A 25821-nucleotide genomic window follows, 5' to 3' on the forward strand; every position below is an offset into this window, starting at 1 on the left:
GTTGTCGTTTCGGGGTCGTGATCTGTTAGCTACGAACCTGCTCGTGTGCCGTTTCCGGAACCTCGGCCGTGACTTCTCTGGGAGCCCTGAGGTTCAGCACAACCAGGGTCATGGCGGCCGCGAGCACGCAGGCCAGAACCATGTGCAGGCCGACCAACAGCGGCGGTAGTCCCAGGTTGGCCTGCAGGAGCCCGACCACAATCTGCACGAGCTCGATCATCAGGAGCGTGACGACGAATGAGCGCACCGGCAGCTTGCCGCGAACGGACGCCACGAGCAGCACGACCGTCAAAACCAGCGTCGCGTAGCCCGGCCAGGCGTGCAGGTGTTCGAGCAACTCGGCGTTGAAGCCGGTACGTCCGGCGTCCGCATCGCCGGAATGCGGTCCGGAGGCTGTGGTCAGTACCCCCATCAGCACGGTGAGTGCGACGACGAAACTCGTAGCGTGGGCGAGCCTGGCAAAACCAGCGGGAACAACACGGGCACGCGGCCCCGGAGCAAGGTAGACCCGGTGCACGAGAACGGTGGCAATACATACCATGATCAGCGACACCGTGAAGTGGAAACCGACAATGAACGGGTTCAGCCCGGTCAGCACGGTGACCCCGCCGACGAGTGCCTGGGCGAGAACGCCGGCGGCGAGAATCACTGCGAGAGTGAACAGATCCTTGCGCTGGGTGCGCAAGCGCCAGAGCAGAACAATGGCCGCGATGGCGATAATGCCGATCAGACCGGTCATCAAGCGGTTAGCGAACTCGATGACCCCGTGTATCCCCATTTCCTCTGTCGGCACGATCGAGCCGGCTACGCAGGTCGGCCAGGTGGGGCAGCCGAGCCCGGAGCCGGTGAGACGAACGGCCCCGCCGGTTCCCACAATCAAAATTTCCGTCACGAGCGACAGCCAGGCGACCACCCGAATCCGTCCGTCGATAACACTGGGTAGCCGTAGGTACTTCGGATTCACCGGTTCTGCTCTCTCTGTAAAACTTATGAACGCGCGCCCTCTGATCGTGCCCTGTACAAATGTGAATCGACCGCAAGAACGCGTATGTTGCTGATCAACCTGTAGAATTGGGAACTCCATGGAGATCAATCTTTAGTTCCATGAATATTCTAGGTACGCAACGTAGCTGTCCACACAACCCGTTCCTCGTGGTCTCCACTGAATTCTGCTCCATCGAGTTGATCAGTACGGCGGCCGTGCGGGAATGACCGGACTAATATCCGGGTTGTGATGGGTAGAGAAGAGGTAATAATGTCGGATGTCCTGCTAGACCGTCCCGACCTTGAGGGGATTGGCACCTACGAATTCGGGTGGGCCGATTCAGACAAGGCCGGAGCATCCGCTCGCCGTGGTATTTCCCCCGAGGTTGTCACTGACATCTCGAACCTGAAATCCGAGCCGGACTGGATGCTGCAGCGACGGCTCAAGGCTCTGCAGCTGTTCGAACGCAAGCCCATGCCCACCTGGGGCGCCGATCTTTCCGAGATCGATTTCGACAACATCAAGTACTTCGTGCGCTCAACGGAGAAGCAGGCCCAGACCTGGGAAGACCTGCCCGACGACATCAAGAACACCTACGAGAAGCTCGGAATTCCAGAAGCTGAGCGTCAGCGCCTCGTCTCCGGCGTTGCAGCCCAGTACGAGTCTGAAGTGGTCTACCACCAGATCAACGAGGAGCTCGAAGCCCAGGGCGTCATCTTCATGGACACCGACACGGCGCTCAAGGAGCACCCGGAGTTCTTCGAAGAGTACTTCGGCACCATCATCCCCTCCGGCGACAACAAGTTCGCCGCGCTCAACACGGCCGTCTGGTCGGGGGGATCGTTCGTCTACGTGCCGCCCGGCGTGCACGTCGAGATTCCGCTGCAGGCCTACTTCCGCATCAACACGGAGAACATGGGCCAGTTCGAGCGCACGCTCATCATTGCCGACGAGGGCAGTTACGTGCACTACATCGAGGGCTGCACCGCCCCGATCTACAAGTCTGACTCGCTGCACTCCGCCGTGGTCGAGATCGTCGTGAAGAAGAACGCTCGCGTTCGCTACACGACCATCCAGAACTGGTCGAACAACGTCTACAACCTCGTCACCAAGCGGGCCACGGCCGGCGAAGGCGCCACGATGGAATGGATCGACGGCAACATCGGTTCCAAGGTCACCATGAAGTACCCGTCCATCTACCTGATGGGCGAGCACGCCAAGGGCGAGACGCTCTCGGTGGCCTTCGCCGGCCCCGGCCAGCACCAGGATGCCGGCGCGAAGATGATCCACATGGCTCCGTACACGCAGTCGTCGATCGTCTCCAAGTCCATCGCCCGTGGCGGCGGGCGCAGCGGGTACCGCGGTGAGGTTCGAGTGGATGCCTCCGCGCACCACTCCGCCAACACCGTGCGCTGCGACGCTCTCTTGGTCGACACCCAGTCGCGTTCCGACACCTACCCGTCCATCGACATCCGTGTAGATGACGTGCAGCTCGGCCACGAGGCCACCGTCTCCCGCGTCAGCGAAGAGCAGCTGTTCTACCTGATGAGCCGTGGTATGCCCGAAGACGAGGCCATGGCCATGATCGTTCGCGGATTTATCGAACCGATCGCCCGGGAGCTCCCGATGGAGTACGCCCTCGAACTCAACAAGCTCATTGAAATGGGCATGGAAGGATCCGTCGGCTAAATGTCCGCCGCTTCAGCGCTTTCGAAGAGCGCTTCAAAAACTGTGCCCGAACCATCCACACCTGCTGCCAGCGCGTCGACTCTTCCGGTCGGCCAGCACGGAATCAAAGAACACTCCGACGGACGTTTCGGCTACGTGCCGGTGCAAACCCGTTCTGACCGTTTCAAAAGCGTCAACGTTGCCGACTTCCAGGCCGTCACCGGCCGCGAAGCCGTCTGGAAGCACTCGCCCGTCGCTAAATTCACCGACCTCACCGCCGGCGATCTCGACGGCTCGCGTTACCTCATCGAGTCAACCCCGTCGGCCGATATCTCGGTTGAGTGGGTGCCCAGAACGGATGCCCGCATCGGGACTGCCGGTCTGCCGGAAGAACGCGCCGCAGCCAACGCCTGGGGCGTCTTCGATGACGCCCTCGCCATCACGGTCAGCGGCGAGGAAGCCAAGGAGATCACGGTTACCCGATCGGCCCTCGGTAACACTGCCCGCGGCGCCCACACGATCATCGAGGCCAAGCCGTTCAGCCAGGCCACGGTCATCCTGGCGAACACGGGTGACGCCCGGCTCAGCGAAAACGTTGAGATCATCCTCGGCGAGTCCGCGAACCTCACGGTCGTTTCCCTGCAGGAATGGGACGACTCGGCGGTGCACCTGGCTAACCATTTCGCATCCATCGGTCGTGACGCGCGGCTCAAGCACGTCGTCGTCTCGCTCGGCGGCAGTATCGTGCGGGTCAACCCGTCGGTACGTCTCGCCGGACCCGGCTCGGACACGTTGCTCCTCGGCCTGTACTTCGCGGATGCCGGCCAGCACCTGGAACAGCAGGTGTACGTCTTCCACGACGCTCCGAAGAGCCGCAGCCGGGTCAACTACAAGGGCGCGTTGCAGGGCCAGGACGCCCGCACGGTCTGGATCGGTGATGTGCTGATCGGCAACAAGGCTGCTGGCACCGACAGCTACGAGCAGAACCGCAACCTCGTACTCAGCGAGGGCACCCGCGCCGATTCCATCCCCAACCTGGAGATTGAAACCGGCGACATCGTCGGAGCCGGTCACGCCAGTGCCACCGGACGTTTCGACGACGAGCAGTTGTTCTACCTTCAGTCTCGCGGCATCACCGAGGAAGAAGCGCGGCGCCTGGTCGTGCGCGGATTCCTCACCGAGGTCGTGCAGCAGATTGGTTCCCCCGAACTTGAAGCTCGGTTGCAGCTCGCAATCGAAGCCGAACTTATTGGAACGGACGACAAGTAAGCATGGCCGCAACGAAGATCTGCGCTCTCGATGAGCTCGAAGTAAACCAGGCCGTCAAGGTCGAAATCGACGGGGTGGCTATCGCCCTCGTGCGTGACGCCGCCGGCGACGTGTTCGCCATCGGTGATACCTGCACGCACGGTGACATCTCCCTGTCCGAGGGATTCGTGGAAGGCCAGACGCTCGAATGCTGGGCCCACGGCTCGATGTTCTCCCTCACCACGGGCAAGCCGCTGTCCCTGCCGGCGTATGATCCGGTCCCGGTTTACAACGTTGAACTCATCGACGGGTTCGTCTTCGTCGATCCGTCCGTCACCGTCGCGGTATAGGCCTGCTCAGGCAGTACCGCCCCCACCAACTTAAAGAATTTAGAAAGGGATTAGACATTCATGTCTGTTCTTGAAATCAAAGACCTGCACGTCAGCGTCGAGACCGACCAGGGCACCAAGCAGATTCTGCGCGGCGTCAACCTCACCATCAACGAGGGCGAAATCCACGCCATCATGGGCCCGAACGGCTCCGGCAAGTCCACCCTCGCCTACACGATCGCCGGCCACCCGAAGTATCACGTCGAGAGCGGCTCCATCCTGCTCGACGGCGCCGAAGTACTCAAAATGACAGTGGATGCCCGCGCCCGCGCCGGTCTCTTCCTCGCCATGCAGTACCCGGTTGAGATTCCCGGAGTGACCGTCACGAACTTCCTGCGTACGGCCAAGACGGCCATTGAGGGTGAAGCCCCACCGATCCGCACCTGGATCAAGGATGTTCGCCAGTCGATGACCAACCTGCGCATGGACAAGACCTTCGCCGAGCGCAACGTCAACGAGGGCTTCTCCGGTGGCGAGAAGAAACGCAACGAGATCCTGCAGCTCGAACTCCTCAAGCCCAAGTTCGCCGTGCTCGACGAGACCGACTCCGGACTCGACGTCGACGCACTCAAGATCGTCTCCGAGGGCGTCAACCGCGCCAAGGCCAACACCGGCCTCGGACTTCTGCTCATCACGCACTACACGCGCATCCTGCGCTACATCCACCCCGACTTCGTGCACGTGTTCGTCAACGGACGCATCGCCGAACAGGGCGGCCCCGAGCTCGCCGACCGCCTCGAGGACGAGGGCTACGATCGCTTTCTTGTCCCGTCGAACGTAGGCTAGTCCTATGGCCTCAACACTCAGTCCGGCTCGCTTCGACGAAATCGAAGAGGCCCTCAAAGACGTCATGGACCCGGAACTCGGCATCAACGTCGTCGACCTCGGGCTCATTTACGACCTCGGCTGGGACGACGAGAACAACGCGCTCATCATCCACATGACCCTCACCTCGGCCGGCTGCCCGCTGACCGATGTGCTCGAGGAGCAGACGGCTGAGGCCCTCGATGGTGTCGTCGACCAGTTTCGCATCAACTGGGTCTGGATGCCGCCGTGGGGTCCGGAGAAGATCACCGACGACGGTCGCGACATGATGCGAGCCCTCGGCTTCGCCATGTAGCACGTGTTCGTCCTGAAGGCCCCCCAGCACACGCTGGTGGGGCCTTTGGTTTTGGTTTAGAGCCGGGGGTCGACCGGTTCTGATTCCATAGCAAGCACGCCAAAGACGGCCTGGTGCACGCGCCAGAGCGGCTCATCGGCGACAAACCGTTCGACCGCTTCGACGCCGAGTGCGTACTCGCGGAGCGCCATTGAGCGTTTGTGCCCGACATCCCGGTCGCGCAGGCGCACCAGGTTGGTTGGATCGAGGTAATCAGGTCCGTAGATGATCCGCAGGTATTCGTCCCCGTGCACCTTGATGCCCGGCTGCGCGAGCGATCGCGTTCCGCGAACGAGGCCGGCGACCGGCTTCACCACCATGCCTTCACCACCGGCATTGGTCAGATCTTCCCACCAGGTCGTGGCCGCGGCCTCCGATTCATCCGAGGTCAGGTCGACGTCGATGTGCCGGGTGCGACGGATGAGCTCCTCGTCTGCGGCGGCGAGACGGTCGGCGATAGCGAGGTGCCAGGAGTGATCCTGCCCCAGTTGGCTTGCTCCTTCTGAGGCGAGCAGCTGGAACGGGGCAAGCTGCACGCCGTCCAGCCCAGACACCGGCTGGCTGTAACGCCGGTGGGAGTCTCGGTAGGCCTCGGCGTTAGACGCGCGGTGCTGCGTGCGGGCGAGCAGGTCGGTCACGTCGACACCCCGGTCGACGGCGGCCTGGAGAACCCGCGACGCGGCCGGCAGAGCGCTCGTTGCCGCGGCTGCGACGCTCGCGTACTGCTCTCGGATCATTGGCCCCGCTTTGAGCGACCAAGGAAGCAGCTCGGCATCGAAGAGCAACCAGGATGTCTAGAATTCCGACCACAGCGCGGCCGTCTCGGCGAGGCCGTGGCTCGTCTGCACCTTCTTTCCGTCTAGCGCGCGCACGAGCTTCGCCTCGTGGTTGCCCGGCACGGCCAGGGCGTGGCCGGCCGCGACCATGCCCATGGCGAGTCGCAGTACTCCGGGGGTATCGGGGCCGCGGTCGATGAGGTCGCCCAGGAAGATCGCGCGGCGCCCTTGAGGGTGCACGGCGTCAATGGGGCGATCCTCGTCATCGCGCATGAGCTCGTAGCCGAGCTTGCCCAGTAGCGCCTCGAGCTCACTGCGGCAGCCGTGCACGTCGCCAATGGCTTCGAACGGGCCGCTTTCGTCGGAACGGTCGTTGAGAAGGGGTTCCCGAACGAACTCCGCGGCCGCGATTTCGTCCAGCCCGGATAGCATGTGGACCCGCTGGAAGCCCTCCTTGCCGAGCTGTTTAAGGGAACGTCGAAGCTGATCGCGCTGACGCTTGATGACGGATGCCCCGAACGTGCGGTCGGCGCGCGCGGCGTTGCGCCCGACGCAGACGCTCTGCGGCATGTCGAGCACGACGGCGACCGGTAGGACGTCGTGTGCTCGCGCGAGCGCTACGAGTGAGCGGCGAGCATCCGCTTGCACGTTGGTGGCGTCGATAACGGTCAGGAGCCCAGCGTCGAGGCGTTTTCCCGCGACGAACCGGAGCGCCTCGCACGCTGCGGACGTCGCAGCCTGGTCGTTTTCGTCGTTGGAGACGAGCCCGCGGAAGAAGTCGCTCGACAGTGTCTCGAACTGTCCGAAGTGCGTGGCGGCGAAGGTCGACTTTCCTGAGCCGGAGGCACCGACGAGCACCACGAGCGACAGGTTGGGAAGAGGTAGGCGTGTCATAGGTTGGTGGTCTTGCGGAACAGGGCGAGCTGGGTCGGGGAGCCGAGTTCGACGTCGACGTCGACGTCGCCGACCGTGCGGTACTCGACCGAGTAGCCGCGGCGAGCCGCGACTTCAGCCGCCCAGGCAGCGAATTCGGCCCTGGACCACTCGAATCGGTGATCGCGGTGCCGGAACGAGCCGGCGGGCAAGGACTCATACCGGGCATTGAAGTCGGCGTTCGGCGTTGTCACGATAACCGCGCCGGGAGCGGCTGCTCCGAACACGGCCGACTCGAGCGCCGGGAGCCGCTCCAGGTCGAGGTGTTCGATCACCTCCATCAGCACGATCGCGTCGAGGCCGGCGATGCGGTCGTCCTGGTACGTCACCGACGACTGCGCGAGGTGCACCCTCTCGTGCTGTCTATCACTGGCCTCACGCAGGTTGAGCGTTCGCGCAGCCTTGACCAGAACGCTCGCCGAGACATCGCAACCGACGATCGTCGTGAAGGCAGCATCCGCTGTGAGCCGCCGCAGTAGGGCGCCTTCGCCGCATCCGACATCGGCCACCGTGTGCGCTCCGACGTCGTGCAGGGCAGTGAGCACGGCCTCGGCGCGCTGCTGGGCCAGCGGTGCCGAGCCGGACTGCTCGCTCGGCTCTGCCAGGTCGGGCGCAGGCAAGTCGTCGAGGTCGTTCAACCGGGTGTCCGCGGAAAGCCGTGCTGTGGCCTCGTTGACCATCGACGGCTGATGCGCCAGGTAGCGGCGCGTAATGAGTTCGCGCTCGGGGTGGTGAGGCAGCCAGCCAACGCCAGCGCGCAGGAGCTTGCCGATTTCATCGTCCGACACCCAATAGTGCTTGGCGTCGTCGAGCACGGGCAGCAGCACATAAAGGTGCCGGAGCGCGTCGCTGAGCCGGACCTCACCGCGCAGCACGAGGTCGACGTAGACGGAATCGCCCCACTCCGGGAACGCCGGGTCCAACGGGATCGGCGTCTCAGTGACGGACCAGCCGAGCGGTTCGAACAGTCGCGTGACGAGGCCGGCGGTGTCGCGGCCCCTGGCCGGCACGGCCGCCACGGTGATCTCGAGGGGCAAAGCGGATGCTGCGAGCTCGGGAAACGACTCGCTCGTCCCGTTCATGGCCGTACGGAAGACCTGGCCCAGCGCGACGGCGACCATGGAGGAGGACGCATATGGACGGTCGTTCACGTAACGGGCGAGTGTGGCCGCGTCGCTTCCCCGGAAGCGCTTGTCGCGCACCAGACCGATGGGGTCGACTTCGAGGATCAGCGCCACCGTGCAACGTTCATCGGACACCTCAGGGTAGAAAACGTGCGCTGTTCCGACACTCAGCGGAAATGCCTGCGCTCGATCCGGGTGCTTGCGAAGCAGGTGGCTCAGATTGGATGCGGCGGGCGCGGTCGAGGTGACGGTGACGAGGACGGGGTCCTTCCTTCAGGCAACGGTAGCCGCCAGTCTCTTGATGCCTGTTGCGGCTGCGTCTCATGCACCCGTGGCTTGGCGCTGATCACAGCGAGGTCGTCGAGGACCGCGGGCTGGCCCTCGGTCTCAGCATTTCGGCACACGTGCTCGCCGCCATCGGTGCCGAACTTGGCGCGTTCGCGGCCTTCGGTCGCAAGATCACGCGCCCCTGAGCATGACCACCCGACTGCCTGCCCGATGGACGATGCTGGCTGCGGGCGGGCCGCGGCACGGAACCGAGCTGGTCGAGCAGCCGGCGGGCATGGCGGAGGGAGATGCCCCGGTGCGGAGCGCGGTAAGAGTATCGGGCCGCTCGACCATACGACGAATTCCCAAAACAGCATCCTCACTGGCAGTTAGATCTAGTGACTAGAACGGTATGCTAGTTGTATGAATACAGTGGAAAACGGAGCGATACGGCGGCGCGCGGCCCAGGCGGCCAGTACGCGGGCGGAGATCGTCATGGCGGCCGGGCGCCTCATGCTCGAGCGCGGCTATGTCGGTACGTCTGTGGCGGCGATTGCGGGGGAGGCGGGCGTGGTCGTACAGACGATCTACAACTCGGTGGGGTCGAAGGCCGAACTGCTGGCCGCGGTTCTCGACCGGGTTGCCGCTGAGCCGGGGGCACCGGCGCTGTTGTCGGGCACGACCCGGGAACGCATTGCCGAGGCGCGTACCGCGACCGAGGTCATCCGTATTCTGGCGCGGTCGAGCGCACTCGTGAATGAGCGCACCTCGGGCATTCTGCGCATCGTCAGCGAAGCTGCCGTGGTCGATCCGGATGTGGGGGAATTCGAGCAGAAGCGCGATGCTGCACGGCTGCACGGCTTCGGCGAGGTGGCGGCAGCACTGCGTGAGAAGCGCGGCCTGCGAGGAGGGCTGAGCGATCACGAAGCCGCGGCGACGATGTGGGCGCTGGCCCATCCGCACACTTATCGCTCGCTCGTTCTGTCGCTCGGCTGGTCGACCGAGGCCTACCTGAACTGGCTGGAAAAATCGCTCCTGGCTGCCCTGCTGTAGGCACCTGTGTGCCGAGCACAGCCTGAAGGCAAATATACTAGTGAGTTGGACCGCTTCGGCCAACTCACACTTCACACCTGTACAAACACTTCGAATGGACTATTGCTGTGCTCAACGTGCAAGATCTCGAAATCCGCGTTGGAGCCCGCGTGCTCATGGAGGGCGTCAACTTCCGCGTCGCGAGCGGCGACAAGATCGGCCTCGTCGGCCGTAACGGCGCCGGAAAGACGACCCTGACGAAGACGCTCGCGGGGGAGACAAACCCGACCAAGGGTTCGATCAGTCACTCGGGGGAGATCGGCTACCTGCCCCAGGACCCGCGCGCCGGCGACCCGTCCATGCTCGCCCGCACCCGAATTCTGGATGCCCGTGGCCTCGGTACCATCGCCCTCGGCATGCACGAGTCCAGCATGGCCATGGCCGACCCCGATCCCAAGATCGCCGCAGCCGCCATGAAGAAGTATGGTCGGCTGACCGACGAGTTCAACGGACTGGGCGGCTACTCCGCTGAGGCCGAAGCCGCCTCGATCGCCAGCAACTTGAAACTGCCGGACCACATTCTCGACCAGGCCCTCAGCACTCTCTCTGGTGGTCAGCGTCGTCGTATTGAGCTCGCCCGCATTCTGTTCTCGGCCGCCGAGATGATGATCCTCGACGAACCGACCAACCACCTCGACGCCGACTCGGTGGCCTGGCTGCGCGAATTCGTCAAGAACTACAAGGGCGGCTGCATCATCATCAGCCACGACATCGAGCTCGTCGGCGAAACGGTTAACCGAGTGTTCTACCTCGATGCCAACCGCATGATGATCGACATCTACAACATGAACTGGAAGAACTACCTGCTCCAGCGCACGGCGGATGCCGACCGTCGCAAGAAGGAACGCTCCAACGCGGAGAAGAAGGCCTCGACCCTGCAACTTCAGGCCGCTAAGTTCGGCGCAAAGGCCAGCAAGGCCGCCGCCGCCCACCAGATGGTGGCGCGCGCCGAGAAGCTCCTTTCCGGGCTGGACGCCGTGCGTGCCGTCGAACGCGTCGCCAAGCTGCGCTTTCCAGAGCCGGCACCCTGTGGTCGTACACCGCTCATGGCCAAGGACCTGTCGAAAAGCTATGGTTCGCTCGAGATCTTCACGGCCGTCGACCTCGCGATCGACCGTGGCTCCAAGGTGGTCATCCTCGGCCTCAACGGTGCAGGCAAGACCACGCTGCTGCGCATGCTCGCCGGTGTCGACGAGTCCGATACTGGCTCGATCGAACCCGGCCACGGCCTGCGCATCGGCTACTACGCGCAGGAACACGAGACCATCGACGTCAAGCGCAGCGTGCTGGAGAACATGGTCTCGTCCTCGCCCAGCATCACCGAGATGGAAGCCCGCCGGGTACTCGGTTCGTTCCTGTTCACCGGTGACGACTCCAACAAGCCCGCCGGTGTGCTGTCCGGTGGCGAGAAGACCCGACTGGCCCTGGCCATGATCGTGGTCTCCGGCGCCAACGTGCTGCTGCTCGACGAGCCCACTAACAACCTCGACCCGGCCAGCCGCGAAGAGATCCTCGACGCCCTCGCGCACTATGCCGGCGCCGTCGTTCTGGTCAGCCACGATGAGGGTGCCGTACAGGCTCTCAACCCCGAGCGCGTGCTGATCATGCCCGAGGGCACGGAGGACCACTGGAACAAGGACTACCTCGACCTGATCGAGCTGTCCTAACCACCCACACTGATTCGGCATGGGTGGTGCCGGTTCGCCTGAAGAAAAGGACCCGTGCGTGTTCCCGCTCGAAAAACCATTGCGCATCTCGCTGGTCTGCCTGCACACCTCGCCGGGTACCGATCCGGGCGCGGGCGACGCCGGCGGAATGAACGTGGTGGTGCGTCACCAGGCCGAGGCTCTCGGAGCGCTCGGTCACACGGTGACTATCCTCACCCGACGGTCGTCCGCCGCGCAGCCCCACCGGCAGCGGCTTGCGCCGCGCGTGACCCTGCAGTTTCTCGATGCTGGCCCGGCCGTTCCGGTGAGCAAGGGCGAGCACGAAGCGTTCATCGGTGATTTCTCGGCCGAACTGGCCGCCCTCGAACCGTACGACATCATCCACTCGCATCACTGGTTCTCCGGCATGGCCGCGCTGCCGGTCGCGCGAACCTGGGGCATTCCGCACGTGCAAAGCTTTCACAGCATCGCCGCCGAGGACGGTAGCCCGCTGTCGGCCGGCGAACGAGCCGAATCGCCGGGACGGATGCTCGGCGAGGCCTGGCTCGCTCGCGAATCGGATTCCCTGGTCGCGATCAGTGCGGCCGAGGCCGCTACGATTTCCGGGCGGCTCGGGGGCCGGGCTAACCGAACCAGCATCGTGCTCCCGGGAGTGGACAGCCGGCTGTTTTCACCAGCGCGTCTTCGCCAGCCGCCGGCCAGTGCGACCACCGATGGCTACGTCGTCGTCGCGGCACGGCTACAACCGCTGAAAGGCCTTGATCTGGCCATTCACGCCATCGCAGCGCTTCCACAGGACCGCCGACCCGAGCTGGTAATTGCCGGCGATGCCTCGGTCGACTATGCCGGTTACGTTGAGGAGCTCCGCCAGCTCGCTGAAGGGGCCGGCCTATCCGACATTCGATTTGTCGGTGCACAGTCCCACGCGAACCTGGCAGAACTGTTTCGCGGTGCCCGGCTGGTGCTCGTACCGTCGCACTCGGAGACCTACGGTCTGGTGGCACTGGAAGCGGCCGCGAGCGGCGTACCGGTCGTTGCTTCGGCGGCCGGGGGATTGCGCGAGGCGGTCGTCGACGGAATCACCGGACTCGTTCTGGACTCCCGCGATCCGCAGGTTTGGGCCGATGCGATGGCGCAGATCCTAACCGACCCGACGCGGGCGGGCGAACTGGCCCAGGCCGCTCGCGAGCATGCGCTTCGGCTGGACTGGACTCGCTCGGCAGCGTCTCTGGTCCGGGTCTACCGTGCACTTCTCGATGAGCCGATCGAGACCCGGCAGCACGACCGTGCAGTCGCCTGAAGTGCTCTAGGTCAGCTGCCGGTCGAGCAGCTCATCCTCGATCTCGGCGTCATTGCGCGGTTTCGCCGCCCGTTTGCGGGCACGCTCATCGGCGCGTTCGCGTTCGTCGGGATCTTCGGCGTTCACACTGCGATATTCCTCGCGCAGCGCCCAACCGAGGCCGATGAAGGCGAGGAGGCCGAAAACGAACCACTGGAACGCATACGAGAGGTGCGGGCCTTCGTCGCGGATCGGCTTCACGACGGCGGCCGGGCGCTTCTCGGTAGCGGCCGGGCTCTCGGTGTCCATCAGGCCATAAGCGCCGGTATAGGTGGGCTGGTCGAGCCGCGCGGCAATGGTGGTGAGATTGATCGTCGCGACCTGGTCGCCGTTGGCGGTACGGCCTGGGAGGTCGGGTTCGCTGGCCTTGAGCCGGGCGACAACGGTCACCGTTCCGCTCGGCGGAGCCGGCACCGTGTCGGGTGCGTCCTGTTCCTGCCCGGTGGGCAGCCAGCCGCGGTCGACGATGAAGATGGTGCCGTCGGTGAGCAGCAGCGGGGTCAGCACCTCAAAGCCCGGATTGACGTTGAGCGGGCGGTTCCGCGCGAGCATCTCGTCGGCGGTGACGTAGGTGCCTTTCAGTTCAACCGGCATCCACTTTTGGGATTCGTCAAAGGCGGTCAGGTCGGGCAGCGCCTCGGTGACCGGGACCGGGTTTGAGTCGAAGTTGGAGTCGATCTTGAACAGTTCGGTGAGGGCCTCGTCGCGCCGGGCAAGCTGCCACGCGCCGAGGCCGGAACACACCGCCGCAAAGAGTATGGTGAGCGCGAGATACCCGGCCCAGCGGCGGCTGAAGGCGAACTTCCAGCCCGTCATCGCGCATCTCCGGCGGGCTCTGGTGAGGTGTCAAGCGGGCTCACAGTGAGGGGAAAATCGCGCGCGGCCAGAAATTCCCGCAGGTAGTCGACGTGCTCATCGCAGGCCAGCCAGGTTTTGACCCGATCGCTCGAGTGGATGCGCGGGTTGCGCCAGTCCAGCCGCCACGTTCCCGTATTGCGGCAGTCGGCCCGCGAGCAGGTTGAGGATTGCAGGGGCGCGCCCAGCCCGATCATGGGGCCGGGTGAAGCAGCCGCGCGAGCACTCACTTGACCTCGTCGTCGGAGGAACGGGTGTCGGTGCCGGTATAGATCTCGACGCCACCAGGCCGCAATACTTCGGCTCCGCGGGGCGCAATCTTCACGTTCGCGACCACGACGGCGAAGTACGGAAGAAGAATGGCACCGAGCGCGCAGATCACCAGCCACCAGCCCTGCACAAAAAGCATCAGCACAATGCAAATGACACGCACGCCCATTGCAATGGAATATTTGATCATCCGGTTGCGTCGTTCGACCTCCGGGGAGGCGGGGAGCGAGGTGATCGACTGCTGCTTCATAGGTCCATCGGGTTCGTCGTCGGTTTCTTCACTGGGGGAAAATCCACCTCAATAAGCCTACGTCTGTACGGCCGGATTGTCGCACGCCTTAAACTTGAATCTGCCGGGTATTTCGTAGCGTTGCACCCTGCAACCCCCACATCACAGCAATCAACAGACTTGGAACTTCATGACAACGGCTCGAACAGTGCTCGTCACCGGCGGCAACCGCGGCATCGGATTTGCCATCGCGGAAGAATTCCTCGCCCAGGGACACCGCGTGGCCGTCACTTCGCGGTCCGGGCACGGACCGGCCGGCAGCCTCACCGTACGTGCCGACGTAACGGATGCCGCGTCGATCGATGCCGCGTTCACCCAGATCGAAGCGACCTACGGCCCGGTCGAGGTCGTCGTGGCCAACGCCGGGATCACCCGCGACACCCTGCTCATGCGCATGTCGGAGGATGACTTCACCTCGGTCATCGACACCAACCTCAGCGGCGCATTCCGCGTCGTCAAGCGTGCCAGCAAGGGGATGCTGAAGGCTCGCTTCGGACGCATCGTTCTCATCTCGAGCGTTGTCGGTCTCTATGGCTCTGCCGGGCAGGTGAACTACTCGGCGTCGAAGAGCGGCCTGGTTGGCCTGGCCCGCTCGGTTACCCGTGAGCTCGGTGCCCGTGGGATCACGGCCAACGTCGTCGCTCCCGGTTTCATCGAGACCGACATGACCGCCGCCCTGCCCGAAGCACAGCAGGCTGACTACAAGCGCAATATCCCGGCCGGCCGTTTTGCCACTCCGTTAGAAGTCGCTCGTGTCGTCACCTGGCTGGCCGGCGATGACGCCGCGTACATTTCGGGTGCCGTCATTCCTGTGGATGGCGGCCTGGGCATGGGCCACTAGGCCCAGCCCATGCATGGCGACGGTCGTGTCAGCCGCGCAGACCGAGCAGCGGCAGTACCTGGCTGAGATTGCAGTTCTCGATTACGAGGTCGGCCTCACGCTTCACCCGCGGCTTGGCATTGAACGCGACGGCGAGTCCGGCCGCGTCCATCATTCGCAGGTCGTTCGCGCCGTCGCCGACGGCGATCGTCTGCGACAGAATGATGCGGCGCTGGGCGGCCCATTCACGCAGGGCGACGGCTTTTGCCTCGGCGTCGATGATCGGGCCGAGCACCCGTCCGGTCAGGTAGCCGCCTTCCACTTCGAGTCGGTTGGCCCGCCAGTGGTCCAGGCCCAGGTCGGCCGCGAGCGGGTCGAGCAGCTCATGAAAACCGCCGGAGACCACCCCCACGACGCCCCCGACAGCGTGAATGCCGGCGATCAGTTCGTGCACTCCCTCGGTCGGGCGGATGCGCCGCCCCACCTCGGCGAAAACGGTGTCCGGAAGCCCCGCCAGGGTCAAAACCCGTTCGCGCAGGCTGTCGGCGAAGTCGAGTTCGCCGCGCATCGCGCGCTCGGTGACGTCGGCGACGAGTTCACGTGAGCCGGCGGCATCCGCCAGCAGTTCGATCACTTCGTCCTGGATCAGGGTGGAGTCGGCGTCGAGCACGACCAGAAAAGTTGATGCGGAGCTGAGGATCACGGAGTAACGAGCACGCCCTTACCGACGACGGTGATGCCGGATTCGGTCACGCTGAAGCCGCGTGCCAGGTCACGATCGCGATCGACACCGACCGTGGCACCGGGCTCGACGATGACTTCCTTGTCGAGGATTGCCCGGCGCACGATCGCTCCCGGGCGGATCTGCACGCGGTCGAACACGATGGAGTCGACGACTTCGCAGGCCGAACCGATCGAGGTCCACGGCCCGAGAACGCTGCGCTCGATGTGTGCACCCGAGATGACGCAGCCGAGGGAGACGATCGAGTCGATCATGGTGCCGAGGGCGCCCCGTCCGTCACGGACGAATTTCGCCGGCGGAGAGTTCAGCTGCATGCTGAAGATCGGCCACTGCTGGTTATACAGGTTGAATACCGGAAGGGCCGAGATGAGGTCCTGGTGGGCTTCGAAGAACGAATCAATGGTTCCGACATCGCGCCAGTAGTACCGGTCGCGATCGGTGGAACCGGGGACCTCATTGCGCTGCAGATCGTACACGCCGGCATCCCCGCGAGAAACGAAATCGGGAATGATATCGCCGCCCATGTCGTGACTCGAGTCGGTACGCTCACCATCGCGCAGCACCGCCTCGATCAAGGCATCGGTGTTGAAGACATAGTTGCCCATCGAGGCGAACACTTCGTGCGGGGCGTCGGCGAGCCCGACGGCATCCTTGGGCTTCTCGCGAAAGTCCAGGATGCGATCGGGAGTGGCGGCATCCACTTCGATGACCCCGAACTGGTCGGCCAGGCCGATCGGCTGGCGAATGGCGGCGACCGTGGCTGCCAATCCCGACGCGATGTGGGCGTCGATCATCTGACTGAAGTCCATGCGGTAGACGTGATCGGCACCGACGACGACGACGATGTCGGGTTTTTCATCATGAATGAGGTTCAGGCTCTGCAAAATGGCATCGGCCGATCCGCTGAACCAGCGTTTGCCAAGGCGCTGCTGCGCCGGCACGGAGGCTATGTACGAGTTGAACAACCCGCCGGAGACGTGCCAGGTCTGGGAGACGTGGCGGTCGAGGCTGTGTGACTTGTACTGGGTCAACACTACGATCTGGGTGACGCCGGAATTGATCAGATTGGACAGGGCAAAGTCCACCAGGCGGTAATGCCCGCCAAAGGGGACGGCGGGCTTGGCCCGGTCCTCGGTCAGCGGCATTAGCCGTTTTCCCTCGCCACCGGCGAGAACGATTCCAAAGATCTTCTTGGCCTTCATGTGTACAGAGTAGGGCCAACCAGGCAGGTCGACTAGCACCGCGGGGTGTGGGTCGGGCCCGGCTGCGCTACCTTTGCTCCATGCGAGTGGATCTGATGACCAAGGAATACCCCCCGGAGATCTACGGGGGAGCGGGCGTGCACGTCACAGAGCTCGTACGAGCGCTCCGTGAAGACATTGCCGTGTCGGTGCGGTGCTTTGGCGCGCCGCGCTCGGATATCGACACCTTTGCCTATGCGGTACCCGCGCAGCTGGTAGACGCCAACGCCACACTGAGCACCCTCGGCGTCGACCTGCAAATGGCCCAGGACGCCGCTGGAGCCGATCTGGTGCACTCTCACACCTGGTACGCCAATGCGGCCGGACACCTCGCGAAGATGCTGCACGGTATTCCGCACGTCGTCACCGCCCACAGTCTTGAACCGCTGCGCCCGTGGAAAGCGGAGCAGCTCGGCGGCGGCTACCGAGTGTCGAGCTGGATCGAAAAAACAGCCTTTGAAGCAGCGGATGCCGTCATCGCCGTCAGCGACGGCATGCGTCGCGACATCCTGCGTAGCTATCCGGCACTCGATGCGAGACGGGTGCACACCGTCTACAACGGCATCGACCTCGAGCGTTGGAAGCCGACCCCGAACGAAGATTTTGTGCGGGGCCTGGGGATTGACCCTAACCGGCCATCCGTTGTCTTCGTCGGTCGCATCACCCGGCAGAAAGGGCTGCCCTACCTCTTGCGCGCCGCCGCCCTGCTGCCGCCCGAGGTGCAGCTCGTGCTGTGCGCCGGTGCGCCCGACACCCCGGGGATCCTGGCTGAAGTGTCGGCCGGTGTCGAGGCCCTGCAACGCGAGCGGTCCGGTGTGGTCTGGATCAACCGGCTCCTCGCCCAGCCCGAGCTTGCTGCGGTACTCACCCACGGCACGGTCTTCGTTTGCCCGTCCATCTACGAACCCCTCGGAATCGTCAACCTCGAAGCCATGGCCTGCTCACTTGCAGTCGTCGGTACCGCAACCGGCGGTATCCCCGAGGTCGTCGCCGACGGCCAGACCGGGCGGCTGGTACCGATCGAGCAGCTCACCGACGGCACGGGCACCCCGCTGCACCCCGATCAGTTCGTCGCCGACCTCGCCCGAACACTCACCGAAGTTGTGAGCGACCCGGCCCGCGCCGCCGAAATGGGACGCGCCGGTCGTCTGCGCGCCGAGCGGGAATTTGGCTGGAGCCAGATCGCCACCCGCACCCGGGAGATCTACGCCTCGCTGCTCTGACGGGCCGTAGGGGGGTCGGGCTCGCCATTGGGGCGGGCCCGGCGTCTTTCTGCACTGGCCCCGCCCGATAACATGGCTGTATGGTCAACGTTCTGCATTTCACCGACGTCTCGGTCGTCCGGGGTGGCACCACCATCCTCGACTCAGTGAATTGGAGCGTCGATGACGACCAACGGTGGGTCATTCTCGGCCCGAACGGAGCCGGCAAGACCACGTTGCTGCAGATCGCCGCGGCTTTCATGCACCCGTCGACCGGTCAGGCCGAAGTGCTCGATGAGACGCTCGGTGGAACGGATGTCTTCGAGCTGCGGCCCCGCATCGGGTTCGCCTCGACCGCCATGGCTCGCAAGGTCCCGGTCCAAGAAAAGGTCCTCGACGTTGTCATGACGGCGGCCTATTCGGTCACCGGCCGGTGGAACGAGGAATACGAAACCATCGACGAGCGACGAGCCCAGCGCGTGCTGCAGGAGTGGAATCTCGACCACCTCGCTGACCGCAAGTTCGGCACGCTGAGTGACGGCGAACAGAAGCGGGTGCAGATTGCCCGCTCGGTCATGACCGACCCCGAAATTCTTTTGCTGGACGAGCCCGCTGCGAGCCTCGATCTCGGCGCCCGGGAATCGCTTCTTCAGCTGCTCAGCGGTTTTGCCCAGGAACCCAACTCCCCGGCCATCATCATGGTCACCCACCACGTCGAAGAGATTCCGCTCGGATTTACCCACGTGCTGTTGCTGTCGGGCGGCAAGGTCGTCTCCGCCGGGCCCATTGCCGAAGCGTTGACCGCCGAAGCCCTGACCGAGACTTTCGGCCTCGCGGTCGAACTGTCCGAGACCGACGGCCGCTACTCTGCGCGTGCGGTCTGACCTTAGACTCCGCGCGAGGGCCGTCGATCACGCGCTCTTTCTGCTAAAGTTAGTGGCTGGCCATCTGGCCAACCAGCTTGTCGTCGTCCCAGACGGCGGGGCCCAACAATCGAACAGCACTGTGACCAGTTACAAGTCTGTTCACCAGAAGTGCAAAAGGAAATCTTCATGAAGTCTGACATCCACCCCGAGTACGCTGCGGTCGTGTTCCGCGACCTCGCCTCCGGCGCGACCTTCCTGACCCGTTCGACGGTCTCCAGCAAGAAGACCATCGAGTGGGAAGACGGAACCACGTACCCGGTTATCGACGTGGAAATCTCCTCCGAGTCGCACCCGTTCTACACGGGCAAGCAGCGCATCATGGACTCCGCCGGCCGCGTGGAGAAGTTCAACTCGCGCTACAAGGGCTTCGGCAAATAGCACCAGGTACTGCACGCACTAGGTACTGCAAGCACTAGGTACTGCAAGCACTAGGTACTGCAAGCACTAGGTACTGCAAGAAAAGCGACCAGCCCAGGCTGGTCGCTTTTTTGTGTCTGTTCCGATCTGCGTCAGCGCTGGGGCCAGGCGGTGTCCGCTAGAAATTCTGGGTCGCGACCGCGCCGCATGTACTCCTGAAAGCTTTCGGCCTGCTGGCGGTACCAGGTGACCTGCAGCGCGTGCATCTCGTCGAGAGTGGCGGGCAGAGCGCCCTCGTGGGCCCGGTGAATGGCCTGGGCGACACGACCGGCGGCGATCGCATCGGCTCCGGCATCATGGGCATCGTCCAGTGAGACACCATAGAACGCGCTGGTGACCTCGAGGGTGCGCTTGCCCTTGCGATACTTATCGACGGCCTTGTCGATGACCAGGGGATCGACGACGGGACTGGGGGAGTCCAGCGGGGCGATGCCGTAGCGCACGGCTTCACGATCGAGCAGGGTGAGGTCGTAGGGGGCGTTGTAGGCCACGATGGGCAGGCCGTCGCTCAGATGCCCGCGCAGGGCTGTGACGATCTCGGCTACAGCCTCCGCGGCGACCCGACCGTGTTCTACGGCCTGCTCTGTCGTGATGCCGTGAACGCTGGTCGCTCCGGCCGGAATGTCAATGCCCGGATCAACCAGCCAATCGATGCGTTCCACGGCGGTGCCGCTCGCGTCGAGAACGGCGACGGTGGCCGACACGATGCGGCAGGTTTCCACGTCGATTCCGGTGGTTTCAAGGTCGAATACGGCGAGGTGATCGCTCCAGGTGCTCATACTTCCACCCTAGGGGGGACCACCGACATTCTTCCGCGCCACCCGACGGTGCGGGCCGCGCTGTGACGAACGGCGGGGTCACGCGTGCGAAATCAGAGTTGAATACGCCGGTTGATGACGTTCTCAGCGCTCTCCCGCATTGTCTGGTTGCGGGCGCGTGCATCCGCTCGGAGTCGCTTGAAGGCTTGGTCCATGTCAACCGTGCTGATCTGCGCGATGACGCCCTTGGCCTGTTCGATCAGGATGCGGCTGTTCAGCGCTCGTTGCAGCTGCTCGTTGACGACGGGGTCTTCGCGCACGGTGCGTTCCTGCAGGATACTGATGGTTGCGACATCGGCCATCGCCTGCCCGATGGCGGCGTCTTCAGGCGTGACGTCACCGGTATCGGTGCGAAAGAGGTTGAGTGCGCCAATCGTGCGATCGCGTACCCGCATCGGAATGGCATGCACGGAACGGAAGCCCTGGGACAACGCGGCTTCCGTGAAGTCGGGGTACTTGTCGCCGGAATCTTTAAGATCGCCGATCGTGACGACTTTTCCAGTGAGGAAGCAGTCGACGCACGGTCCAGCTCCAGCCTGCTGCTGCATAACTTCGACCAGGTAGCTCTCTTCACTGGTCGAGGCGACGACCTGCAATTCTCCGCTCGGATCGGCCAGCAGCAGGCCGGCCGCGGTCGCGTCGAGCAACTCGACGCATTCTTCGACGAGGGTATGCAGCACGTCGAGAACGTCATATTCGCTCACCTGAGTGTCCGTCAATCTCACGAAGGCGGCGCTCACCAGTGACGCGCGAGTCATAGTGACCATGAAAAAATTCTAAGACATTTTGTGGTATTTCGTCAGTTTTTACCTAGTCAGTTTCCTGGCTGAATTGCAGCCGCCTTGCGACCACGTCTCCCGCGACGGCGCGCACCGTTATTCCGTGGGCGAAGGCGTGCGCGCGAAGCAGCAACAGGGCATCCGTCGGTGTGACGTTCATCTGCACCAGCACCATGCCGATGGCCTGATGAATTTCCCGTCGCGACAGGGGCGACCCCGTGGAGGCCTGGGATGCCGTTGACGTCACGGACGTTTCGCCTGCTTCGGCCGACTGCACCCGCAACAAGTGGTCGAGCAGGTTCCAGGCGGTCTCGGTGGCCAGGACCAGCGCTTTGGCGCGGTCCGCGCGATCCAGTACCCCTGCTGTCGTGCTGTACAGCTCGACGATGCCGACGTCGAGCGCTCCGAGAGTGAGCGGGAAAACGTACAGCGCCTCGACCGTCGTCTCCATCAGCGCGGTGTGAAAAACCGGCCACAGCGGATGCTCTGCCTCACGTACTCGAGGCTCCAAAACGGGCAGCCGGGTGCGAGCCGCCTCCCAACGGGGACCTTCCCCGAGATCGAACTGCAGCTCGTCGAGGCGAGCAGCAAGGCGATCGGTCGCACACACGATCGATTCGGGCATCGCACCGCCGAAAACGGAGACAGCAGCACCATTCACGGGTAAAAGGTCAAGAAAATGGGCGCACAGGGCTGTGTCCTCGACTCCGCCTTCTGAACTAGACCATTCAGCCACGACCGGCCTCCAGAGCGTTTGCGACGGATTGCTTATCCCAAGCCTACGTCGCGCGCGCAAGCGCGACAATGACCGTTCACGCGAAGTTCGTCACGGTGCGGAATGACCCACGCCCTCAGCCGCAGTGCAACCAGTAGAAGCTCTGGGCGCCGAGGGTGAGTGTGAGCGAACCTTCCTCGTTGAAGCTGGGAAACACCGCACCGCCGAACAGGTCGTACAGCCGGGTTCCGGCCATGTCGACATCCTCGATGGTAAAGGCGACCGGGTTGTGCGAGAAGCTGAACACGCACATCACCGTTTCCGGCTGGTCGCCGAACATGGAGCCCGAGCCGGCGTAGCTGCGGGTGAACACGAGGACCGATTCGTGGGCGGTCTTGAGAACACGAATCTTGCCGAGTCCAAAGGTGGGATGGGCCTTGCGCACGTGGATGACATTGCGAATCCAGTGCAGCAGCGAACCGGACTGGGCCAGCTGGGATTCCACGTTGGTCTGCGTGAAGTTGTAGACGAGAGACTGCACGATTGGCAGGAACAGTTTGCCCGGGTCGGCATCGGAAAAGCCGGCGTTGCGGTCGGGGGTCCACTGCATCGGTGTGCGGGAACTGTCCCGGTCGGGAAGCCAGATGTTGTCGCCCATGCCGATCTCGTCGCCGTAGTACAGAAACGGGCTGCCGGGCAGGGCGAACAACAGGGCGTGGGCGAGCTCCAGTTCGGCGCGCGAGTTGTCGAGCAACGGTGCCAGCCGCCTGCGAATGCCGATATTGGCGCGCATCCGTGGGTCGTAGGCGTACCAGCCGTACATGGCCTGCCGGTATTCCTCGCTGACCATTTCCAGGGTGAGCTCGTCGTGGTTGCGGAGAAACACGCCCCAGCCGGCGCCGTCGGGAATGTCGGTGGTCTCGGAGAGCACCCGCACGAGTTCGTTGGCCTGCTGCGAGCGCAGGGAATAGAAGATACGCGGCATCACCGGAAAGTCGAACGCCATATGGCATTCCGGTTCGTCCTCGGTGCCGAAGAAGGCGGCGACTTCGCGCGGCCACTGATTGGCCTCGGCGATCATGACCCGGCCGGGATATTCACGATCGACCATGGCGCGGAGCCGCTTGACGAATTCGTGCGTCGGCGGTTCGCCCTCGCCGTTGCCCTCCTCGGATTCAAACAGGTACGGGATCGCGTCCAGCCGAAAGCCGTCGACACCGAGATCGAGCCAGAAGCGAATGACATCGAAGATGGCATCCTGCACGGCCGGGAGTTCGAAGTTGAGGTCGGGCTGGTGCGAGAAGAACCGGTGGAAGAAGAACTGGCGCCGCACCGGGTCGAAGGCCCAGTTCGATTCTTCGGTGTCGGTGAAGATGATGCGAATATTCGGGTACCGCTCGTCGGTGTCGCTCCAGACGTAGAAGTCCCCGTACGGCCCGTCGGGATCCTCGCGGGACTGCTGAAACCACTCGTGCTGGTCGGAGGTGTGATTGAGCGGAAAGTCGATCACGATGCGCATATTGCGTTCGTGCGCCTTGGTGACGAGGTCTTTGAACTCCTCGAGGGTGCCGAATTCCGGAAGAATGGTTCGGTAATCGGAAACGTCGTAGCCGCCGTCTTTCAGCGGGGAGTTGAAGAACGGCGGAATCCACAGGGCGTCGATGCCCAGCCATTGCAGGTAATCAAGCTTCGATACCAGGCCGGACAGGTCGCCGGAGCCGTCGGCATTGCTGTCGACAAACGAACGCACCATCACCTCGTAGAAGACGGCTCGGCGATACCACCGCGGATCGAGGGCCAAACCGGGCAACTGAATGGGTGCGGTAAAGCTCACGGCTTTCCTTCCGTCCCGGCAAAGGGCTCTCTCGATGCAAGTGGTGGCTAGAGTCTAGATCGACCACCCCGGTGCACGTCCAGCCTTGCGTAAGTCACGCGCCTAAACTAGGGCCGATGATCGTTTCTTCTCCCTACGACAAGCTTCTGCAGAGCCTCCCGGTACTCGCGCTCACCGCATCCGTTCCCGGCACCGACGGGCAGAGCAGTGACACGCGGTACTGGGACTACGGCGACCCCACCGCGCCCACAACGCTCGTGCTGGTGCATGGCTTTCGTGGCGACCACCACGGTCTGCAGCTGGTCGTGGCCGAGTTGCTCAGCGGCGACCCACACTCGCCGGCGCTGCGCATCCTGGCACCCGACCTGCCGGGTTTCGGCGAATCGGCCCCGCTCCACGACGGGGTTCATTCCCTCTCGGCGTACGCCCGCTGGCTCGAGGAATTCCTCGGCGTGCTCGCCCCGACCGGGCGGCTAGTGGTACTGGGCCATTCTTTCGGTTCGATTGTGGTCGCTGCGGCAGCCGCAGCGGGGCTGACCGCCGACGAGATCATCCTGGTCAATCCGATCGCCGCGCCGGCCCTGTCGGGGCCGCGCGGAGTGCTGACCCGGCTTGCTGTGTTCTACTACTGGGCAGCGGCGAAATTGCCGGAGCGCTGGGGCTACGCGCTCTTGCAGAACCGTACCATCGTGCGCATCATGAGTGTCAGCATGGCCAAGACGCACGACCCGGCTCTGCGTCGCTGGATCCACAATCAGCACGACCGCTATTTCAGTGCCTTTGCCAACCGCCGGGTCGTCATGAATGCGTTCACGGCCTCGGTCAGTCACGACGTGAGCGAGTTCGCTGCCCGCATCCTTCAGCCGACGCTGCTGATCGCGGCCGACAAGGACGACATCACGCCACTCGCGGCGCAATATCGACTGCAGATGCTCTTTCCCAACGCTAGGTTGCGGGTTATCAACAACGTCGGGCACCTCATCCACTACGAACAGCCACAACCGGCCGCACTGTTCATCCGGGAATTCATGGCTGAGGAGCTGGCGTTATGAGAATTGTCGTCGACTGCCGTTACGTTCGCTTCGACCACCACGACGGCATCAGCCGCTACACGGCGGGGCTTGTGACCGAACTGGGCCGCCTGCATCCGCTCATGATGCTCATCAGCGACCATCGTCAACTCGACATGTTGCCTGCGCTGCCGTGGCAGCTGGTGCGCGCTCCGACCAGCCTGCTCGAACCACTCGTCGCGCTGTCGGTCAACCGGCTGAAGCCCGACGTCGTGTTCAGCCCGATGCAGACTATGGGTTCCTGGGGCCGCAAGTACCGGTTATTCCTGACCGTGCACGACCTTATCTACTATCGCAATCGCACGCCCCCGCGTGATCTGTCGCCGTTTATCAGGCTGCTCTGGCGGGTCTACCACCTCTCCTGGTGGCCACAACGGATGCTGCTGAACGGCGCCGACGGCATCGTGACGGTGTCCGAGACCACCCGTTCACTGATCAATGAGCACCATCTCACCCGGCGTCCGGTCACCGTGGTGCCGAACGCCGCCGACACCGTTCCGGGCATCCCGAGTCATCGGAGCATCGCGGAAACCACCCGCCTGATCTATATGGGCTCCTTCATGCCGTACAAGAACCTCGACACTCTCGTGCTGGCCCTGGCCGACCTGCCCGAGTACGAACTGCACCTGCTCAGCCGGGTGTCGGCGACCGAGCGAAACCGGCTGACCCGCCTGGCTCCGCAATCCCGGCTGCTCTTTCACGACGGGGTGACCGATGAGGAGTACCACGCCCTGGTGCGCTCGGCTACCGCCCTCGTCACCGCGTCGCTCGATGAGGGCTTCGGTATTCCCCTGGTCGAGGCGATGAGTTTGGGTATCCCCGTCGTGGTCAGTGACATTCCGATCTTTCGCGAGATCGGCGGCGACGCGGCGCTGTACTTCGACCCGCGCAGTGCCGATGCCATTACTGCGGCCGTTCGGAATCTCGCGGAGCCGGGGGAGTGGGCAACGCGCTCCGCGCTGTCGATCGAACAGGCGGCCCGCTTTACCTGGGCGGCGTCGGCCCGTACCCTGCTCGACGTGCTCGAGGGAACCGTTCCGACTACTCCGTAGCTGCATTTCACGCCGCGCGGGAGCTGCGCAGTTGCGCGGGAGGCGCAACCCGCGCGCAGCGGCGCAGGTCGAGCGCCTCGCGTAGCGCTGGAGTTGTGGCCAGACCTGTTCTCCCGCGCACTGGCGCAAGTCCAGCGTGACGCC

27 protein-coding genes and 1 pseudogene are annotated in these 25821 nt (G+C 63.9%); 15 read left to right on the top strand and 13 right to left on the bottom strand.

From position 1 onward, the window contains the following. Positions 1-25: 25 nt before the first annotated feature. Positions 26-964 (bottom strand): heme A synthase, encoded by a 939-nt coding sequence (locus E3T35_RS01440; protein ID WP_241988682.1) that lies wholly within the window; start codon positions 962-964, stop codon positions 26-28. Between the two features lie 291 nt (positions 965-1255). On the opposite strand from E3T35_RS01440, the gene sufB reads away from it, so the two are divergent. The 5 genes from sufB to E3T35_RS01465 are packed head-to-tail and all read left to right on the top strand — an operon-like array spanning position 1256 to position 5410. Next, the gene (gene sufB, locus E3T35_RS01445; protein ID WP_092340111.1) at positions 1256-2674 is read left to right on the top strand and encodes a Fe-S cluster assembly protein SufB; all 1419 of its coding nucleotides are present in this window, start codon (positions 1256-1258) and stop codon (positions 2672-2674) included. Then, a complete protein-coding gene (gene sufD / locus E3T35_RS01450) occupies positions 2675-3922 on the top strand; it encodes a Fe-S cluster assembly protein SufD (RefSeq protein WP_134343984.1) in 1248 nt (415 codons plus the stop codon). A 2-nt stretch (positions 3923-3924) separates the two neighbouring features. Then, positions 3925-4251 (top strand): non-heme iron oxygenase ferredoxin subunit, encoded by a 327-nt coding sequence (locus tag E3T35_RS01455; protein WP_092340113.1) that lies wholly within the window; start codon positions 3925-3927, stop codon positions 4249-4251. A gap of 60 nt (positions 4252-4311) precedes the next feature. Then, complete coding sequence (gene sufC / locus E3T35_RS01460; RefSeq protein WP_134343983.1) at positions 4312-5076, top strand: Fe-S cluster assembly ATPase SufC; 765 nt, start codon at positions 4312-4314, stop codon at positions 5074-5076. Positions 5077-5080: 4 nt separating this feature from the next. Beyond that, a complete protein-coding gene (locus tag E3T35_RS01465) occupies positions 5081-5410 on the top strand; it encodes a metal-sulfur cluster assembly factor (protein ID WP_092107875.1) in 330 nt (109 codons plus the stop codon). A gap of 56 nt (positions 5411-5466) precedes the next feature. On the opposite strand, the gene E3T35_RS20120 is transcribed toward E3T35_RS01465, so the two are convergent. The 3 genes and pseudogenes from E3T35_RS20120 to E3T35_RS01475 form a co-directional block, all read right to left on the bottom strand. Continuing rightward, positions 5467-6234: a hypothetical protein gene (locus E3T35_RS20120; protein WP_370449283.1), complete on the bottom strand. Its 768-nt coding sequence runs from the start codon at positions 6232-6234 to the stop codon at positions 5467-5469. Positions 6235-6243: 9 nt separating this feature from the next. After that, positions 6244-7119: an AAA family ATPase gene (locus E3T35_RS20125; RefSeq protein ID WP_241988684.1), complete on the bottom strand. Its 876-nt coding sequence runs from the start codon at positions 7117-7119 to the stop codon at positions 6244-6246. Continuing rightward, positions 7116-8543, bottom strand: a pseudogene (locus E3T35_RS01475) (3' terminal RNA ribose 2'-O-methyltransferase Hen1); the annotation flags it as partial. The pseudogene E3T35_RS01475 and the gene E3T35_RS20125, both read right to left, overlap by 4 nt. A 62-nt stretch (positions 8544-8605) precedes the next feature. Between E3T35_RS01475 and E3T35_RS19100 the strand changes: the two are divergent. From E3T35_RS19100 to E3T35_RS01490, 4 genes are all read left to right on the top strand, one after another. Next, positions 8606-8755, top strand: a complete 150-nt coding sequence (locus tag E3T35_RS19100; RefSeq protein ID WP_166789797.1) for a hypothetical protein — start codon at positions 8606-8608, stop codon at positions 8753-8755. A 217-nt stretch (positions 8756-8972) separates the two neighbouring features. Further along, entirely contained in the window at positions 8973-9602 is a 630-nt protein-coding gene (locus E3T35_RS01480) for a TetR/AcrR family transcriptional regulator (RefSeq protein ID WP_134377677.1), read from the top strand. 107 nt (positions 9603-9709) lie between these two features. Continuing rightward, a complete protein-coding gene (locus tag E3T35_RS01485) occupies positions 9710-11308 on the top strand; it encodes an ABC-F family ATP-binding cassette domain-containing protein (RefSeq protein ID WP_092340119.1) in 1599 nt (532 codons plus the stop codon). A gap of 58 nt (positions 11309-11366) precedes the next feature. Then, the gene (locus tag E3T35_RS01490) at positions 11367-12608 is read left to right on the top strand and encodes a glycosyltransferase (protein ID WP_241988685.1); all 1242 of its coding nucleotides are present in this window, start codon (positions 11367-11369) and stop codon (positions 12606-12608) included. A 6-nt stretch (positions 12609-12614) separates the two neighbouring features. Here E3T35_RS01490 and E3T35_RS01495 read toward each other — a convergent pair whose 3' ends face one another. Genes E3T35_RS01495 through E3T35_RS01505 form a run of 3 tightly spaced genes read right to left on the bottom strand, consistent with a single transcriptional unit; the run spans position 12615 to position 14022 of the window. After that, complete coding sequence (locus tag E3T35_RS01495; protein ID WP_134377679.1) at positions 12615-13463, bottom strand: SURF1 family protein; 849 nt, start codon at positions 13461-13463, stop codon at positions 12615-12617. Continuing rightward, a complete protein-coding gene (locus E3T35_RS01500; protein WP_092340122.1) occupies positions 13460-13699 on the bottom strand; it encodes a hypothetical protein in 240 nt (79 codons plus the stop codon). Before E3T35_RS01500 ends, E3T35_RS01495 begins: the two co-directional genes overlap by 4 nt. 29 nt (positions 13700-13728) lie before the next feature. Beyond that, positions 13729-14022, bottom strand: a complete 294-nt coding sequence (locus E3T35_RS01505; RefSeq protein ID WP_092340123.1) for a DUF3099 domain-containing protein — start codon at positions 14020-14022, stop codon at positions 13729-13731. A 169-nt stretch (positions 14023-14191) separates the two neighbouring features. Here E3T35_RS01505 and fabG point away from each other — a divergent pair, with 169 nt between their 5' ends. After that, positions 14192-14902: a 3-oxoacyl-ACP reductase FabG gene (fabG, locus tag E3T35_RS01510; RefSeq protein WP_092340124.1), complete on the top strand. Its 711-nt coding sequence runs from the start codon at positions 14192-14194 to the stop codon at positions 14900-14902. A 28-nt stretch (positions 14903-14930) separates the two neighbouring features. On the opposite strand, the gene serB is transcribed toward fabG, so the two are convergent. Together serB and E3T35_RS01520 are read right to left on the bottom strand one after the other, a co-directional pair. Then, positions 14931-15584: a phosphoserine phosphatase SerB gene (gene serB / locus E3T35_RS01515; protein WP_241988686.1), complete on the bottom strand. Its 654-nt coding sequence runs from the start codon at positions 15582-15584 to the stop codon at positions 14931-14933. After that, complete coding sequence (locus tag E3T35_RS01520) at positions 15581-16825, bottom strand: glucose-1-phosphate adenylyltransferase (protein WP_104090329.1); 1245 nt, start codon at positions 16823-16825, stop codon at positions 15581-15583. Before E3T35_RS01520 ends, serB begins: the two co-directional genes overlap by 4 nt. A gap of 80 nt (positions 16826-16905) precedes the next feature. Here E3T35_RS01520 and glgA point away from each other — a divergent pair, with 80 nt between their 5' ends. From glgA to E3T35_RS01535, 3 genes are all read left to right on the top strand, one after another. Further along, positions 16906-18087 (top strand): glycogen synthase, encoded by a 1182-nt coding sequence (glgA, locus tag E3T35_RS01525; RefSeq protein WP_134377680.1) that lies wholly within the window; start codon positions 16906-16908, stop codon positions 18085-18087. An 80-nt stretch (positions 18088-18167) separates the two neighbouring features. Beyond that, positions 18168-18950, top strand: a complete 783-nt coding sequence (locus E3T35_RS01530) for an ABC transporter ATP-binding protein (RefSeq protein WP_134343976.1) — start codon at positions 18168-18170, stop codon at positions 18948-18950. Positions 18951-19118: 168 nt separating this feature from the next. Further along, on the top strand, positions 19119-19370 hold the full coding sequence (locus tag E3T35_RS01535) for a type B 50S ribosomal protein L31 (RefSeq protein ID WP_092107894.1): 252 nt from the start codon (positions 19119-19121) through the stop codon (positions 19368-19370). Positions 19371-19501: 131 nt separating this feature from the next. On the opposite strand, the gene E3T35_RS01540 is transcribed toward E3T35_RS01535, so the two are convergent. The 4 genes from E3T35_RS01540 to treS all read right to left on the bottom strand — a co-directional run bounded on the left by E3T35_RS01540 (position 19502) and on the right by treS (position 23555). Continuing rightward, the gene (locus E3T35_RS01540) at positions 19502-20188 is read right to left on the bottom strand and encodes an exonuclease domain-containing protein (RefSeq protein ID WP_134343975.1); all 687 of its coding nucleotides are present in this window, start codon (positions 20186-20188) and stop codon (positions 19502-19504) included. A gap of 92 nt (positions 20189-20280) precedes the next feature. Beyond that, entirely contained in the window at positions 20281-20994 is a 714-nt protein-coding gene (locus E3T35_RS01545) for a GAF and ANTAR domain-containing protein (RefSeq protein WP_134377681.1), read from the bottom strand. 43 nt (positions 20995-21037) lie between these two features. Then, positions 21038-21667, bottom strand: a complete 630-nt coding sequence (locus E3T35_RS01550) for a GAF and ANTAR domain-containing protein (RefSeq protein ID WP_241988687.1) — start codon at positions 21665-21667, stop codon at positions 21038-21040. 190 nt (positions 21668-21857) lie between these two features. Beyond that, on the bottom strand, positions 21858-23555 hold the full coding sequence (gene treS, locus E3T35_RS01555) for a maltose alpha-D-glucosyltransferase (RefSeq protein WP_134377682.1): 1698 nt from the start codon (positions 23553-23555) through the stop codon (positions 21858-21860). A gap of 116 nt (positions 23556-23671) precedes the next feature. On the opposite strand from treS, the gene E3T35_RS01560 reads away from it, so the two are divergent. Both E3T35_RS01560 and E3T35_RS01565 read left to right on the top strand, forming a co-directional pair. Then, on the top strand, positions 23672-24607 hold the full coding sequence (locus E3T35_RS01560) for an alpha/beta fold hydrolase (RefSeq protein ID WP_134377683.1): 936 nt from the start codon (positions 23672-23674) through the stop codon (positions 24605-24607). After that, entirely contained in the window at positions 24604-25677 is a 1074-nt protein-coding gene (locus tag E3T35_RS01565) for a glycosyltransferase family 1 protein (protein WP_134377684.1), read from the top strand. Before E3T35_RS01560 ends, E3T35_RS01565 begins: the two co-directional genes overlap by 4 nt. Positions 25678-25821 lie beyond the last annotated feature (144 nt).

It is taken from the genome of Cryobacterium sp. TMT1-2-2 (genome assembly GCF_004403505.1).
Lineage (GTDB): Bacteria > Actinomycetota > Actinomycetes > Actinomycetales > Microbacteriaceae > Cryobacterium > Cryobacterium flavum.

What these genes read in the sequence shown, in the direction of transcription:
- E3T35_RS01565 (WP_134377684.1), top strand. Translation starts at nt 24,604, where the DNA reads ATGAGAATTGTCGTCGACTGCCGTTACGTTCGCTTCGACCACCACGAC.
- E3T35_RS01465 (WP_092107875.1), top strand. Translation starts at nt 5,081, where the DNA reads ATGGCCTCAACACTCAGTCCGGCTCGCTTCGACGAAATCGAAGAGGCC.
- E3T35_RS01545 (WP_134377681.1), bottom strand. Translation starts at nt 20,994, where the DNA reads ATGGTCACTATGACTCGCGCGTCACTGGTGAGCGCCGCCTTCGTGAGA.
- fabG (WP_092340124.1), top strand. Translation starts at nt 14,192, where the DNA reads ATGACAACGGCTCGAACAGTGCTCGTCACCGGCGGCAACCGCGGCATC.
- E3T35_RS01500 (WP_092340122.1), bottom strand. Translation starts at nt 13,699, where the DNA reads ATGATCGGGCTGGGCGCGCCCCTGCAATCCTCAACCTGCTCGCGGGCC.
- E3T35_RS20125 (WP_241988684.1), bottom strand. Translation starts at nt 7,119, where the DNA reads ATGACACGCCTACCTCTTCCCAACCTGTCGCTCGTGGTGCTCGTCGGT.
- E3T35_RS01455 (WP_092340113.1), top strand. Translation starts at nt 3,925, where the DNA reads ATGGCCGCAACGAAGATCTGCGCTCTCGATGAGCTCGAAGTAAACCAG.
- sufB (WP_092340111.1), top strand. Translation starts at nt 1,256, where the DNA reads ATGTCGGATGTCCTGCTAGACCGTCCCGACCTTGAGGGGATTGGCACC.
- E3T35_RS01505 (WP_092340123.1), bottom strand. Translation starts at nt 14,022, where the DNA reads ATGAAGCAGCAGTCGATCACCTCGCTCCCCGCCTCCCCGGAGGTCGAA.
- sufD (WP_134343984.1), top strand. Translation starts at nt 2,675, where the DNA reads ATGTCCGCCGCTTCAGCGCTTTCGAAGAGCGCTTCAAAAACTGTGCCC.
- E3T35_RS01495 (WP_134377679.1), bottom strand. Translation starts at nt 13,463, where the DNA reads ATGACGGGCTGGAAGTTCGCCTTCAGCCGCCGCTGGGCCGGGTATCTC.
- E3T35_RS01530 (WP_134343976.1), top strand. Translation starts at nt 18,168, where the DNA reads ATGGTCAACGTTCTGCATTTCACCGACGTCTCGGTCGTCCGGGGTGGC.
- glgA (WP_134377680.1), top strand. Translation starts at nt 16,906, where the DNA reads ATGCGAGTGGATCTGATGACCAAGGAATACCCCCCGGAGATCTACGGG.
- E3T35_RS19100 (WP_166789797.1), top strand. Translation starts at nt 8,606, where the DNA reads ATGCACCCGTGGCTTGGCGCTGATCACAGCGAGGTCGTCGAGGACCGC.
- E3T35_RS01520 (WP_104090329.1), bottom strand. Translation starts at nt 16,825, where the DNA reads ATGAAGGCCAAGAAGATCTTTGGAATCGTTCTCGCCGGTGGCGAGGGA.
- E3T35_RS01540 (WP_134343975.1), bottom strand. Translation starts at nt 20,188, where the DNA reads ATGAGCACCTGGAGCGATCACCTCGCCGTATTCGACCTTGAAACCACC.
- sufC (WP_134343983.1), top strand. Translation starts at nt 4,312, where the DNA reads ATGTCTGTTCTTGAAATCAAAGACCTGCACGTCAGCGTCGAGACCGAC.
- E3T35_RS01560 (WP_134377683.1), top strand. Translation starts at nt 23,672, where the DNA reads ATGATCGTTTCTTCTCCCTACGACAAGCTTCTGCAGAGCCTCCCGGTA.
- E3T35_RS01535 (WP_092107894.1), top strand. Translation starts at nt 19,119, where the DNA reads ATGAAGTCTGACATCCACCCCGAGTACGCTGCGGTCGTGTTCCGCGAC.
- E3T35_RS01480 (WP_134377677.1), top strand. Translation starts at nt 8,973, where the DNA reads ATGAATACAGTGGAAAACGGAGCGATACGGCGGCGCGCGGCCCAGGCG.